At 59.5% G+C, this 12,687-nt stretch carries 12 protein-coding genes; 5 read left to right on the top strand and 7 right to left on the bottom strand.

Annotated elements, in window-relative coordinates:
• Positions 1-75 precede the first annotated feature (75 nt).
• Entirely contained in the window at positions 76-588 is a 513-nt protein-coding gene (locus M5C71_RS31160; RefSeq protein ID WP_248769522.1) for a dihydrofolate reductase, read from the top strand.
• Between the two features lie 167 nt (positions 589-755).
• On the opposite strand, the gene M5C71_RS31155 is transcribed toward M5C71_RS31160, so the two are convergent.
• Entirely contained in the window at positions 756-2,147 is a 1,392-nt protein-coding gene (locus M5C71_RS31155; protein ID WP_248769521.1) for an L-cystine transporter, read from the bottom strand.
• Between the two features lie 466 nt (positions 2,148-2,613).
• Here M5C71_RS31155 and M5C71_RS31150 point away from each other — a divergent pair, with 466 nt between their 5' ends.
• Positions 2,614-3,252, top strand: a complete 639-nt coding sequence (locus M5C71_RS31150; protein WP_248769520.1) for a hypothetical protein — start codon at positions 2,614-2,616, stop codon at positions 3,250-3,252.
• A gap of 80 nt (positions 3,253-3,332) precedes the next feature.
• Here M5C71_RS31150 and ilvD read toward each other — a convergent pair whose 3' ends face one another.
• From ilvD to M5C71_RS31130, 4 genes are all read right to left on the bottom strand, one after another.
• Positions 3,333-5,174, bottom strand: coding sequence for a dihydroxy-acid dehydratase (gene ilvD, locus M5C71_RS31145; RefSeq protein ID WP_248769519.1), 1,842 nt, complete (start codon positions 5,172-5,174; stop codon positions 3,333-3,335).
• A 294-nt stretch (positions 5,175-5,468) separates the two neighbouring features.
• Positions 5,469-6,656 carry an MFS transporter gene (locus M5C71_RS31140; RefSeq protein ID WP_103494468.1) on the bottom strand — a complete coding sequence of 396 codons (1,188 nt, stop codon included), beginning with the start codon at positions 6,654-6,656 and terminating at the stop codon, positions 5,469-5,471.
• Positions 6,656-7,729, bottom strand: coding sequence for a SagB family peptide dehydrogenase (locus M5C71_RS31135; protein WP_248769518.1), 1,074 nt, complete (start codon positions 7,727-7,729; stop codon positions 6,656-6,658). The genes M5C71_RS31140 and M5C71_RS31135 overlap by 1 nt, the downstream gene beginning before the upstream one ends.
• Positions 7,730-8,118: 389 nt before the next feature.
• A complete protein-coding gene (locus M5C71_RS31130; protein WP_248769517.1) occupies positions 8,119-9,315 on the bottom strand; it encodes a class I SAM-dependent rRNA methyltransferase in 1,197 nt (398 codons plus the stop codon).
• A 199-nt stretch (positions 9,316-9,514) separates the two neighbouring features.
• On the opposite strand from M5C71_RS31130, the gene M5C71_RS31125 reads away from it, so the two are divergent.
• The 3 genes from M5C71_RS31125 to M5C71_RS31115 all read left to right on the top strand — a co-directional run bounded on the left by M5C71_RS31125 (position 9,515) and on the right by M5C71_RS31115 (position 11,597).
• A complete protein-coding gene (locus tag M5C71_RS31125; RefSeq protein WP_247263401.1) occupies positions 9,515-10,327 on the top strand; it encodes an HDOD domain-containing protein in 813 nt (270 codons plus the stop codon).
• Between the two features lie 49 nt (positions 10,328-10,376).
• Positions 10,377-11,189 (top strand): bifunctional DNA-formamidopyrimidine glycosylase/DNA-(apurinic or apyrimidinic site) lyase, encoded by an 813-nt coding sequence (mutM, locus tag M5C71_RS31120; RefSeq protein WP_100944583.1) that lies wholly within the window; start codon positions 10,377-10,379, stop codon positions 11,187-11,189.
• 69 nt (positions 11,190-11,258) lie between these two features.
• Positions 11,259-11,597 (top strand): multidrug transporter, encoded by a 339-nt coding sequence (locus tag M5C71_RS31115; protein WP_103494465.1) that lies wholly within the window; start codon positions 11,259-11,261, stop codon positions 11,595-11,597.
• Positions 11,598-11,765: 168 nt separating this feature from the next.
• Here the strand turns inward: M5C71_RS31115 and M5C71_RS31110 are convergent, their stop codons facing one another.
• A complete protein-coding gene (locus M5C71_RS31110) occupies positions 11,766-12,017 on the bottom strand; it encodes a YfhL family 4Fe-4S dicluster ferredoxin (RefSeq protein WP_103494464.1) in 252 nt (83 codons plus the stop codon).
• Positions 12,018-12,153: 136 nt separating this feature from the next.
• Positions 12,154-12,633, bottom strand: a complete 480-nt coding sequence (coaD, locus tag M5C71_RS31105) for a pantetheine-phosphate adenylyltransferase (protein WP_100944586.1) — start codon at positions 12,631-12,633, stop codon at positions 12,154-12,156.
• Between the last annotated feature and the right edge of the window lie 54 nt (positions 12,634-12,687).

The raw sequence follows: 12,687 nt of genomic DNA, 5'->3' as shown, positions 1-12,687 counted from the left end.
CTCTTGTGGAATGGCTGAGTTAATTTTGTCGGCGTATGTCCGAGTCGGCCCATGGGCTCTGGTATCCTCGGCGGCATGAACAGAACTCTCCCTTTAAGCCTGATCGCGGCCCTCGGTGAAAACCGCGTGATCGGCGTCGACAACAGCATGCCCTGGCATTTGCCGGCGGATTTCAAATACTTCAAGGCCACGACCCTCGGCAAGCCGATCATCATGGGGCGCAAGACCTGGGATTCGCTGGGACGGCCATTGCCGGGCCGGTTGAACCTGGTGGTCAGTCGCCAGGCCGGTTTGCAGCTGGAAGGCGCGGAGGTTTTTCCGTCGCTTGCGGCGGCGCTGGTGCGCGCTGAGCAATGGGCCCTGGAGCAGGGCGCGAGCGAGCTGATGCTGATCGGCGGGGCGCAGTTGTATACCCAGGGGCTGGAGCAGGCGGACCGGTTGTACCTGACCCGTGTGGCGCTGAGCCCGGAGGGGGATGCGTGGTTTCCGCAGATCGATGAGAGCCTGTGGAAGTTGGTATCGGATGAACCGCACCCGGCGGCTGAGGGTAAGCCGGCGTTCAGTTTCGAGGTGTGGGAAAAGCGTTAAACGCTGTTCCTAAGAGGTGCCGAGGCTGAGCATGGTCTTGAGGGTCTCTTCGCGGGCAAGCTCCGCTCCCACATTGAGTTTTGAGTCGTACCCGAATCTTGTGTACGACCGAGAACCTGTGGGAGCGGAGCTTGCCCGCGAAGACGTTAGTACAGACGCCTAAAGACTCAAGCCTGCGCCAACTCCCCATGCTCTTCAGCCTCCAGCAAGGCCTTGTCGGTCTGCTGCATCACCTGGCTGGCAATCGCCCCGGCAGTGATCGAACCGCTGACATTCAACGCCGTGCGGCCCATATCGATCAGCGGCTCCACGGAAATCAGCAACGCCACCAGTGACACCGGCAAGCCCATCGCCGGCAGCACGATCAACGCGGCAAACGTCGCGCCGCCACCGACCCCGGCCACCCCGGCCGAACTCAAGGTCACAATGGCCACCAAGGTCGCGATCCACAGCGGATCCAGCGGGTTGATCCCCACCGTCGGTGCCACCATCACCGCCAACATTGCCGGATACAGCCCGGCACACCCGTTCTGGCCGATGGTCGCGCCGAACGAGGCGGCAAAGCTGGCAATCGACTGTGGAATCCCCAACCGGCGGGTCTGGGCTTCAATGCTCAGCGGAATGCTCGCCGCGCTGGAGCGGCTGGTGAAGGCAAAGGTCAGCACCGGCCAGATCTTGCGGAAGAAGCGCAGCGGGTTGATCCCGGCGAGGGACACCAGCAGGCCGTGGACCACGAACATCAAGCCCAGGCCGATATACGACACCACCACGAAACTGCCCAGCTTGATGATGTCCTGCAGGTTGGAACCGGCCACCACCTTGGTCATCAGCGCCAGCACGCCGTAAGGTGTGAGCTTCATCACCAGGCGTACCAGACGGGTGACCCAGGCTTGCAGGGTGTCGATGGCATTCACCACCTTCTGGCCCTTCTCGGCATCATCCTTGAGCAGTTGCAGCGCGGCCACGCCCATGAACGCGGCAAAGATCACCACGCTGATGATCGAGGTCGGCTTCGCCCGGGCGAGGTCCGCGAAGGGATTCTGCGGGATGAACGAAAGCAGCAACTGCGGCACATTCAGGTCGGCGACCTTGCCCGCGTAATCGCTCTGGATCACCTGCAGGCGGGCCAATTCCTGGGTGCCGGCGACCAGGCCTTCGGCAGTCAGGCCGAACAGGTTGGTCAGGCCGATACCGACCAGCGCGGCGATGGCCGTGGTGAACAGCAGCGTGCCGATGGTCAGGAAACTGATCTTGCCCAGGGACGTGGCGTTGTGCAGGCGGGCCACGGCGCTGAGGATCGAGGCGAACACCAGCGGGATCACGATCATCTGCAGTAATTGCACATAGCCGTTGCCGACCAGGTCGAACCAGCCGATGGAGGCCTTGAGCACCGGGTTGCCGGCACCGTAGATGCTGTGCAGGGCGATACCGAAGAGCACGCCCAACACCAGGGCGAGCAGCACCTTTTTCGCCAGGCTGAAGGTGGTGCGACGGGTTTGGGCCAGGCCCAGCAGCAGGGCGAGGAACACCAGCAGGTTGAGAATCAGCGGCAGATTCATTGAAGCTCCGGAAAACGATAGGTGCCAATTGCTCTGGTCGGCAATTGTGAACCGGTAAGCCTAACAGCTTGATAAATATGGATTTAATATCGATATGGAATGGCTTCCATCGTTTTTGGAATAAGCCGCTGGCGCTTGGAGGTGGTGACGTGACCGGAACACGGGGAAGCATGGATGAAGACTGTCATAGACATTTGCCAGGGGTTGTTGCTGTTTGATACTAATAAATTGAAACTTGGGAAGTTCACAATCGGACTTATCTTATAAATATTAAGTATTGCTTTTCTTTTTGGGTGGCTGACGGAAGGCTTGAAGTTCGGGTGAGGACTAAATAATATTTATTTCGAGCTTTAGACCGTGTTGTGTACGGAGCAGGCCCAGGGTCGCTGCGTCTATAACGCTTTTGATTTTATAGGGATACTGTTCAGTTTTAAATGAGCTGAGTTGAGCTGGGAGGCGATAAGCTGTGGGTATTTCGAATGTGTTCTTGTGTGCGGCCAAGTCTGCAGGTGCCATTAAAAAAGAAAAATTCAGTCAAGGAAAACTGATCAGGGCCGAGCAAAGTTCAATTATCCGCCAAGGTATTTGTGGCGGGATAAGCATGATTTTTTTGGGGCTCTATGCCAAGCATGGGCTGCGTAGCTTGACGGATGCAAAATCATATAGTTGGTCCGCTTTACTAGAGTTTGGGCTCAAGATTCAAAACGGATTGGCGGAGGTTCATGTCGATGGTGTTGGTCAGACGGCTAGCCAGGCAAGTGCTCAGGCATTGGCAATTAACTGTACTCGCTTGGGACCTGTCGTTGGCTTGAAATTTGTGAAAATGTATCCTGTCTTGACATGGCCCTGCCAGGAACGGATATCGAGAATTATCATGTCTGAGCCAGGATATTACTTGATAGGTATTCCAGGTCATTATGTAACAGCTGTTTGTAGCCGCTCAGGTTCGACGGTTTTCTTTGATTGTAATGCGGGCGCGGCCGAGTTTAGTGGTGTCGATGGGATGATTAGAATGTTAGCGGGGTACTTTAATAATAAGCAGGTGATGGATCTCTATACGGGGAGCACAAACAACGTGCATATTATGCGTTTTGATGCCATGTAATGAACTTGTCGACGCTCCAGAAACATGCTTTCAAAAAGAACCGGCGCCTGGGCGCCGGTTCTTTTTGACATATATATGCCTTAGAGACCGTCGAGCATCGCCTTGTTGCGTACCGCGCCCTTGTCGGCACTGGTGGCGAGCAACGCGTAAGCTTTCAAGGCCGTGGTCACCTTGCGTGGACGCACTTCCACCGGCTTCCAGCCCTTCTTGTCCTGTTCGGCGCGACGTGCCGCCAGTACCTCATCACTGACCAACAGGTTGATCGAGCGATTCGGAATGTCGATCAGCACTTTGTCGCCGTCCTGGACCAGGCCAATCGCGCCACCCGCGGCCGCTTCCGGAGAAGCATGGCCGATGGACAGGCCCGAAGTGCCGCCGGAGAAACGCCCGTCGGTCAGCAGGGCGCAGGCTTTGCCCAGGCCCTTGGACTTCAGATAGGACGTCGGGTAGAGCATTTCCTGCATGCCCGGGCCGCCTTTCGGACCTTCGTAACGGATGATCACGATGTCGCCGGCCTGCACTTCGTCGGCGAGGATGCCGCGCACGGCGCTGTCCTGGCTTTCGAAGATCTTCGCATTGCCTTCGAACACATGGATCGACTCGTCGACACCGGCGGTTTTCACCACGCAGCCGTCCAGGGCGATATTGCCGTAGAGCACGGCCAGGCCGCCTTCTTTCGAATAGGCGTGCTCGACACTGCGGATGCAGCCGTTTTCACGGTCGTCGTCGAGGGTTTCCCAACGGGTCGACTGGCTGAACGCGGTCTGGGTCGGGATACCGGCGGGGCCGGCCTTGAAGAAGGTGTGCACCGCTTCATCGCTGGTCTGGGTGATGTCCCACTTGGCGATACCCTCGGCCAGGGTCTTGCTGTGCACGGTCGGCAGGTCGGTGTGCAGCAGGCCGCCACGGGCCAGTTCGCCGAGGATGCTGAAGATCCCGCCGGCGCGGTGCACGTCTTCCATATGGTACTTCTGGATGTTCGGCGCGACCTTGCACAGTTGCGGCACGTGCCGGGACAGGCGGTCGATATCGTGCAGGTCGAAATCGATCTCGGCTTCCTGGGCGGCGGCCAGCAGGTGCAGGATGGTGTTGGTGGAACCGCCCATGGCGATGTCCAGGGTCATGGCGTTTTCGAACGCCTTGATATTGGCGATATTGCGCGGCAGCACCGAGTCATCGTTGTCGCCGTAGTAACGCTGGCACAGCTCGACGATGGTACGGCCGGCCTGGAGGAACAGTTGTTCGCGATCGGAGTGGGTCGCCAGGGCCGAACCGTTGCCCGGCAGGGCCAGGCCCAGGGCTTCGGTGAGGCAGTTCATCGAGTTGGCGGTGAACATGCCGGAGCACGAACCGCAGGTCGGGCAGGCGCTGCGCTCGTACTCGGCAACCTTCTCGTCAGAAGCGCTGGAGTCGGCGGCGATGACCATGGCGTCCACCAGGTCGAGGCCGTGGGCGGCCAGTTTGGTCTTGCCGGCTTCCATCGGGCCGCCGGAAACGAAGATCACCGGGATGTTCAGGCGCAGGGCGGCCATCAGCATGCCGGGGGTGATCTTGTCGCAGTTGGAGATGCAGACGATGGCGTCGGCGCAGTGGGCGTTGACCATGTATTCGACGGAGTCGGCGATGATCTCGCGGCTCGGCAGCGAATAGAGCATGCCGTCATGGCCCATGGCGATGCCGTCATCCACGGCGATGGTGTTGAATTCCTTGGCCACGCCGCCGGCGCGTTCGATCTCGCGGGCGACCAGTTGGCCCATGTCCTTGAGGTGGACATGGCCGGGAACGAACTGGGTGAAGGAGTTGGCGACGGCGATGATCGGTTTCTTGAAGTCGGCGTCTTTCATCCCCGTGGCGCGCCACAGGGCGCGGGCACCGGCCATGTTGCGGCCGTGGGTGGATGTTTTCGAGCGGTAATCAGGCATGGAGCACTCCGGGCGGCTAATCAGGTACACAAAGGGAAGTGAGCTTCTATGGGCCTCTGGTGCACACCGAAAAATAGCCGGGTGCCCGAAAGCTGCCGTTGGCCTCGCGGGATCGCCGCGCGCCTGGGCCTGAGCTCATAAACCCGCCGGGGGATGACTGGCGATGAATAGCGCGATTCTACACCGCTGGCGGCGGGAAGGAATGGGGCGGGCGCTCAAGGGTGTGAAGCTTGGGTTCAGCCGGGCGCTCTGGATTCGAGGGGGCACTTGTGTTTCCGGGCTGCGTTTGGCGATTCAGCGATTGAGCCGGGCGCTGCTCAGCAGGCCGAAGACACTGAAAATAATGAAAACCGCCGCGATGGCCGACAGCAAGTCGACGCCTGCCTTGGCCACGACCGCAGTGGTCGCGGCGGCGGCGATGAACATCAGGCTGTTGCCCGTCGAGGCCGCCGTGCCGGCGTTGGCGGAGAACAGCAGCATCGCCGCCGAGATGGCCACAGGGCGGGTGACGGTAACGGCAATGGCACTGAGGCACATGGGCAGAAGCAGGGTCGCGGTCGAGACAATCTGCAGTTGCATGATCAGTAGCAGAAGCAGGCCGGAGCCGCCCAACAGGATCAGGCCCGTATTGATCTGCGCTCGAACACCCAGGCGTTTTTGCAGTGTGGAGGCGAGCAGGCCGCCGCACAGATAGGCCAGGCCATAGATAAACAGGACGAGGGTGTATTGGACTTCGGAGAGCTTCAGGTCATCCATGAAAATCAGCGGCGACACACTGATCAGCGCGAAGTAGGCGGAAAACACCAGTGCTGCTATCTGCCAGTAACGGCGGAAGTCGGCGTGGCTCAGGACGGTTTTTATGGACTGGCGTATCGATGGGTTTCCTCGGGACGGCTGTGCGGATCTTGCGGGGAGAACCCAGAGTGCATGCAGGAAAATACCCGCTGCGATAAAGGAAAAGGCGTAGAAGCTGCTTTTCCAGCCGAAAGATGTCTGTAGCCAGGAGCCCAGCAGGGGCGACAGGGCCACGAACAGGCCGCTGAAACTCATGTAGTAAATGCGGATGGGCGCGCGGTCCGCCGGGTTGAACAGGTCTTCGACCAGGGCCAGGCCCAGCACAAAAAAACCACAGCCCAGTGCCTGGACACCGCGAAAAAACAGAAAGGCCGTGTAGTCCTGGACCAGAGTGCAGCCCAGGGAGCCCAGGCAGGAAATCGCCAGGCAGCCCAGCAGGATTTCCTTGCGGCCGAATTTATCGGAGAGCGGCCCGGCGACAAACTGTGAGAAGGCGAACACCAGCGTAAACAGGCTGATCGCCAAGGCGATGCCGGTCGTCGAGGTATTGAATTGCTCGGCCAGGGCAGGAAAGGCCGGCAGCAGGACATTGAGCGGGAAAAAGCTGATCAGCGATATACAGCTGAGCAGCAGCAGGCAGGAGTATTTATAGCCGGCGGCGCCCAGGGCTGGGGAGGGCTCTTGCATCAGTGGCTTTCCGCGGCGAGTAGCTGTTTGAGTTCATCGCACAGAGCCTCTCCGTTGCTGTAACCGGCTCCGACAAAAAGCAGTGGTTGTTCACAAAGGTTATTCAACCCGAGGGCCTGTTCGATTTTTTCTTCGCTCAAGGCGGCCGTCACCCAGGTCTTCATGCCCAAGGCCGTGGCGGTCAGTTGCAGGGTTTGTGAAATATGCCCGGCTTCGAGCAGTGAAACCCGGTAACCCTGGGAGTGTGGATACTTCCACCACATCTTGTCGAAACGAGAAGTGATAAACAGGCCAAGAGGCAAGTTGTTGATGAAGTGTTGATCTTGTACGAACGTCGCCAACGGCGCGCTGATACGCTTTATCAAGGTCAGGGCATGTTTGTCGGGGTGATAATAATAAAAACCGGGGCCAAGCCCCTTTATATTGTAGGCATACAAGTAACCTTCGGTACTGTTCAGTCCCCCACCCGATGGGCTGCTGCGACGGGCTTTGAATGCTTGGGGTATTGAGGCGTGGCAGTCGCCTTCGCGCTCTTTCAAATAGCCCAGTGACAGATAGAGAAGATGGCTGAGCGTATGAAGCGAAACACTCTGTTTGAAAAAGTCACGGCAGGTTTTTCGTTCCAGCAATACGTTTTTGAAGTCGGTGGTTTTATCGACGCAAGGCGTCGGCAGATAAATCATGTCCTGGGGTAATGCACTGGCATATCGATGCGGTTCTGGCGCTGGACGGCCCATGACCTCCTGGCACTCGGACAGATAGTGCCTGGCCCATTCCTCGGCATTTTGCAGGCGGGCGCCTGGCAGCAGATCCTTGGTGCCGATATGGAAAATCCGCGACAGGTCATCCCAGCCCCAGTCGTTGGCGGCAAAGGGCGTTTCACTGAGAATGCCGGTGGCCAGGAGCGTCGAATCAATCGGGTGTGTCGGATCGAAGCGGACGGGAGCTTCGATAAGCTCGATCAGTCGGCTTGAATGATGTTTGTCTATTGAGTACTGCTCGTGTGACTGATAGTTCCAAATCACCAGGGCAGGCGGCTTTATTAAAACGAGCAGGCTCGGATTGATATACATGAAATAGACCCCCTTTATTTGAGGCTGGGCCGAAAGCGGGCGTCGACCCAGCCTTTCTCAGGGTTTATTTTGAGGTTCCGAGCATCACGTGGAACCCAACGGAAGTTTGGTGCTCAAGATTGATTTTTTCCATGTTCATATTACCTGTCTGTTGTTGATGTTTATCACCTCGTTATTGAGGTGGCAGATTGATAATAGGCTGATGGAGCTGGTTGGCAATAGCGTTTGCGTAGGTCATGTCCGATGTGGTTGTCGGTCACTTCCAATAATTGGGGATGTGGGAATAGTCGGAGCTGTTATCCGATAGGGACTACAGGGTATCTTTGGAACTTCAAAGTGTCAGTCAGGACGCCCGCACCGCCTTGAGCCAAGGCGGTGCGGGTTATCACTTAGCTGTTAGGCAACAACCGGCAAGTAATGCTCTTGATATAACGGGTTTCCGGAATCGCCGGGTGTACCGGATGGTCCGGGCCCTGGCCGCCGCGTTCCAGCAGCTGGATATTGCGGTCCAGGTGACGGGCGCTGGTCAGCAGGATGTTCTGCAGGTCATCTTCCGGCAGATGCATCGAGCACGAGGCGCTGATCAGGATGCCGTCCTTGCTCAGCAGGCGCATGGCCTGCTCGTTCAGGCGGCGGTAGGCGCCTTCGCCGTTCTTCAGGTCTTTCTTGCGTTTTATGAAGGCGGGCGGGTCGGCCACGATCACGTCGAAACGCTCTTCGGAGGCCTTCAGTTCCTTGAGGGCTTCGAACACGTCACCTTCGATACAGGTCATCTTCTCGGTAAAACCGTTCAACGCCGCGTTACGTTCCACGCCGTCCAGGGCAAAGGACGAGGCATCGACGCAGAACACTTCGCTGGCACCGAACGCCGCTGCCTGCACGCCCCAGCCGCCGATATAGCTGAACAGGTCCAGCACCCGCTTGCCCTTGGCATAGGGCGCCAGGCGCGCACGGTTCATGCGGTGGTCGTAGAACCAGCCGGTCTTCTGGCCTTCCATCACCGGCGCTTCGAACTTCACGCCGTTCTCTTCCAGGGCGACCCACTCCGGCACCAGGCCGAACACGGTCTCGACATAACGCTCCAGGCCTTCGGCATCGCGGGCCGCGGAGTCGTTCTTGAACAGGATGCCGCTCGGTTTCAGGACCTGGACCAGCGCCGCGATCACCTCATCCTTGTGCTGTTCCATGGCCGCCGAGGCGAGCTGGACCACCAGGATATCGCCGAAACGATCCACCACCAGCCCCGGCAGCAGATCGGAATCGCCGTAGACCAGGCGATAGAACGGCTTGTCGAACAGCCGCTCGCGCAGGGACAGGGCCACGTTGAGGCGGTGCACCAGCAGCGACTTGTCCAGCGGCAACTTGATGTCGCGCGACAGCAGGCGCGCGCAGATCAGGTTGTTCGGACTCATGGCGACGATGCCCAGCGGCTTGCCGCCGGCAGCTTCGAGCAGGGCCTGGTCGCCGGCCTTGAAGCCGTGAAGTGGAGTGGCCGCCACGTCGATTTCGTTGCTGTAGACCCACAGGTGACCGTTGCGCAGGCGTCGGTCGGCGTTGGCTTTGAGGCGTAGGCTAGGCAGGGACATGACGTCGCTCCGGGGAAAAAAGAGCGGGATTATAGCGGGAGTTGGGCGTCCCCGGCGTGCGATGTTTCATGTAAGCGATTGTACACTTGGCCCATGGCGTACAGGTTTTCCGCTAGAATCCCTCACTCGCCCGGAGTGTGTACCCATGTCCCAAGAACTTTCACCTGAACAGATCCAGCAGGCCCTGCAAGGCATTAGCGTGCCTCCCCAGCCGCAAATCATGGTGGATTTGCAGATGGAGCAGTACATGCCTGACCCGGATCTGGAGGTGATCGCCCGGCTGATCAGCCAGGACCCGGGCCTCTCCGGCGCGCTGCTGAAAATCGTCAATTCGCCGTATTACGGCCTCTCGAACAAGATCGCCTCGATCCAGCGTGCGGTGAATCTGCTGGGCAGCCGCTCGATCATCAACCTGATCAACGCGCAATCGATCAAGGGTGAGATGGCCGATGAAACCATCGTCACCCTCAATCGTTTCTGGGACACCGCCCAGGACGTGGCCATGACCAGCCTGACCCTGGCCAAGCGTACCGGCGCCCAGGCGGTCGATGAGTCCTATGCCCTGGGGCTGTTCCACGATTGCGGCATTCCGCTGATGATCAAGCGTTTCCCCAACTATATGGCGGTGCTGGAGCGGGCCTACGCCAATGCTGGCCCGGAGCAGCGGGTGGTGGACACGGAAAACGCCGAGTTGAACACCAATCATGCGGTGGTCGGCTACTACACGGCCAAATCCTGGCGCCTGCCGGAGCATGTGACCAACGCCATCGCCAATCACCACAATGCCCTGGCGATCTTCAGCGACGAATCGACCCGCAACAGCCAGTTGAAGAACCTGCTGGCCATCCTGAAAATGGCTGAACATATCTGTGCGTCCCATCGGGTGCTGGGCAACGAAGCCGAAGACCACGAATGGAAGGCCATCGGCCATCTGGTGCTCGATTATGTCGGCCTGTCCGACTATGACTTCGAAAACCTCAGAGAGAACATCCGCGAACTCGGCACTCACTAAGCGTCCGAGCGTCGTCGCCGAGCCCGTTATTGCCTGACCTGGGGCCGCCATGCCTGAATTACCTGAAGTCGAAACCACCCGGCGCGGTATTGCGCCCCATCTGGAAGGCCAGCGGGTCAGCCGTGTGATCGTGCGTGACCGTCGGTTGCGCTGGCCGATCCCGGAAGACCTCGATGTGCGCCTGTCCGGGCAGCGCATCGTGCTGGTGGAGCGGCGGGCCAAATACCTGTTGATCAATGCCGAGGTCGGGACCCTGATCAGTCACCTGGGCATGTCGGGCAACCTGCGCCTGGTGGAAGCCGGCTTGCCGGCGGCCAAGCACGAGCATGTGGATATCGAGCTGGAATCCGGGTTGGCCTTGCGCTACACCGACCCACGGCGTTTCGGTGCGATGCTCTGGAGCCTGGACCCGCTCAATCACGAATTGCTCGCGCGCCTGGGGCCGGAGCCGCTGACCGAGCTGTTCGACGGCGAGCGGCTGTTCCAGCTGTCGCGCAAGCGTTCCATGGCGGTGAAGCCGTTCATCATGGATAACGCGGTGGTGGTGGGGGTCGGCAATATCTATGCGACCGAGGCGCTGTTCGCCGCCGGCATCGACCCGCGCCGCGAGGCCGGGAGTATTTCCCGGGGGCGCTACCTGGCGCTGGCGATCGAGATCAAACGCATCCTGGCAGCGGCCATCGAACGGGGCGGCACCACCTTGCGCGACTTTATCGGCGGCGACGGCCAACCCGGCTATTTCCAGCAGGAACTCTTCGTCTACGGGCGTGGTGGCGAGCATTGCAAGGTCTGTGGCACTGTCTTGCGTGAGATTCGTCTGGGGCAGCGGGCCAGCGTGTACTGCCCGCGTTGTCAGAGCTGACCTGACAAGCGTGCGGACGCTGTTATAGTTAAGACTTTGCCATCCATTGCTTTGTTGAAGGATAGTGCCATGAACCCGTTTCGCACCCTGGCCCTGGTTGTGGCCCTGAGTTTTGGTCTGCAGGCGTTGCCGGTGCTGGCGGACGATGGCAGCAGCGGCGACCCGACCTACTCGATCCAGAACCCACCGGCCTACGCGATGATCGCCGACCTGATCATCGCCCGTCCCTTGCTGGTGGGCGCGACCCTGGTGGGTACGGCGGTGTTTGTGGTGTCGTTGCCGTTTACCGCATTCGGTGGTGTCGACGGCATGGGCAAGGCCGGCAAGTCACTGGTGCTCGCCCCCGGGAAAGCGGCCTTTGCCCGTTGCCTGGGTTGCACGGCGGAAGGGTTTGACGGCGATCAGTAATCTGCTAGCGCCCGGTACAGCCCTTGCTGGCTGCGGCGTCAGTGATGGCCCTTTCGCGGGCAAGCTCCGCTCCCACAATATCTGAGCCAAGACTAAATATTGTGTATGACACAAAACCTGTGGGAGCGGAGCTTGCCCGCGAAAAGGGCCTTGGATTCGCTACAATGCTCAAGCCTTACCGGTGATCTTCCGGTATTTGATCATCAACTCATCTTCGGTTTCCGGATGGGCTTCATCCAGTGGGATGCAGTCCACCGGGCAGACCTGCTGGCATTGCGGCTCGTCGTAATGGCCGACACACTGGGTACACAGGTTCGGGTCGATCACGTAGATCTCTTCGCCTTGGGAAATAGCGGCGTTCGGGCACTCGGGTTCGCAGACGTCGCAGTTGATGCAATCGTCGGTGATGATCAGGGACATGGGCACTCCGGCCCGGGCGGCAGGCCCGGGCAACATGAAAACTAATGCGCCAATTGTGCCGCATTGGCGCGCGCAGTGCACGCGCGCCCGTCGAGGCGGCCGCAATAGCCAGCCTCGACAGAGCCTGCGCCGGGCGTTATTTCTTGAAGCGCAGGGTCAGTGCGTCGGCCACCGCCGGGTGGACAAACTTGGTGATATCGCCGCCCAGGGCCGCGATTTCCCGGACAAGGGTCGACGAAATGAATGAATAACGCTCCGACGGCGTGAGGAACAGACTCTCGACGTCCGGAGCCAACTGACGGTTCATGTTTGCCAGCTGGAACTCGTATTCGAAGTCCGACACGGCGCGCAGGCCACGCAGGAAGACATTGGCGTTCTGTTCCTTGGCAAAATGCGCCAGCAGGGTGGAAAACCCCACCACTTCCACGTTGGGCAGGTGCTGGGTGACCTCGCGGGCCAACTCCACACGTTGCTCCAGGGGGAACAGCGGGTTCTTCTTCGGGCTGGCTGCCACGGCGATGATCACGTGGTCGAACAGGCGCGCGGCGCGCTCGACCAAGTCGCCATGACCCTTGGTAATCGGGTCGAAGGTACCTGGGTACAACACTCGGTTCATCGCGTCGTCCTGGCGGGTATCCGTTTAGGGGAGTCGGATGGTATCGCAGCCTTT

The organism is Pseudomonas sp. MWU12-2345 (genome assembly GCF_023242385.1).
Lineage (GTDB): Bacteria > Pseudomonadota > Gammaproteobacteria > Pseudomonadales > Pseudomonadaceae > Aquipseudomonas > Aquipseudomonas gingeri_D.
This window is presented reverse-complemented; position numbering and strand designations above follow the sequence as displayed.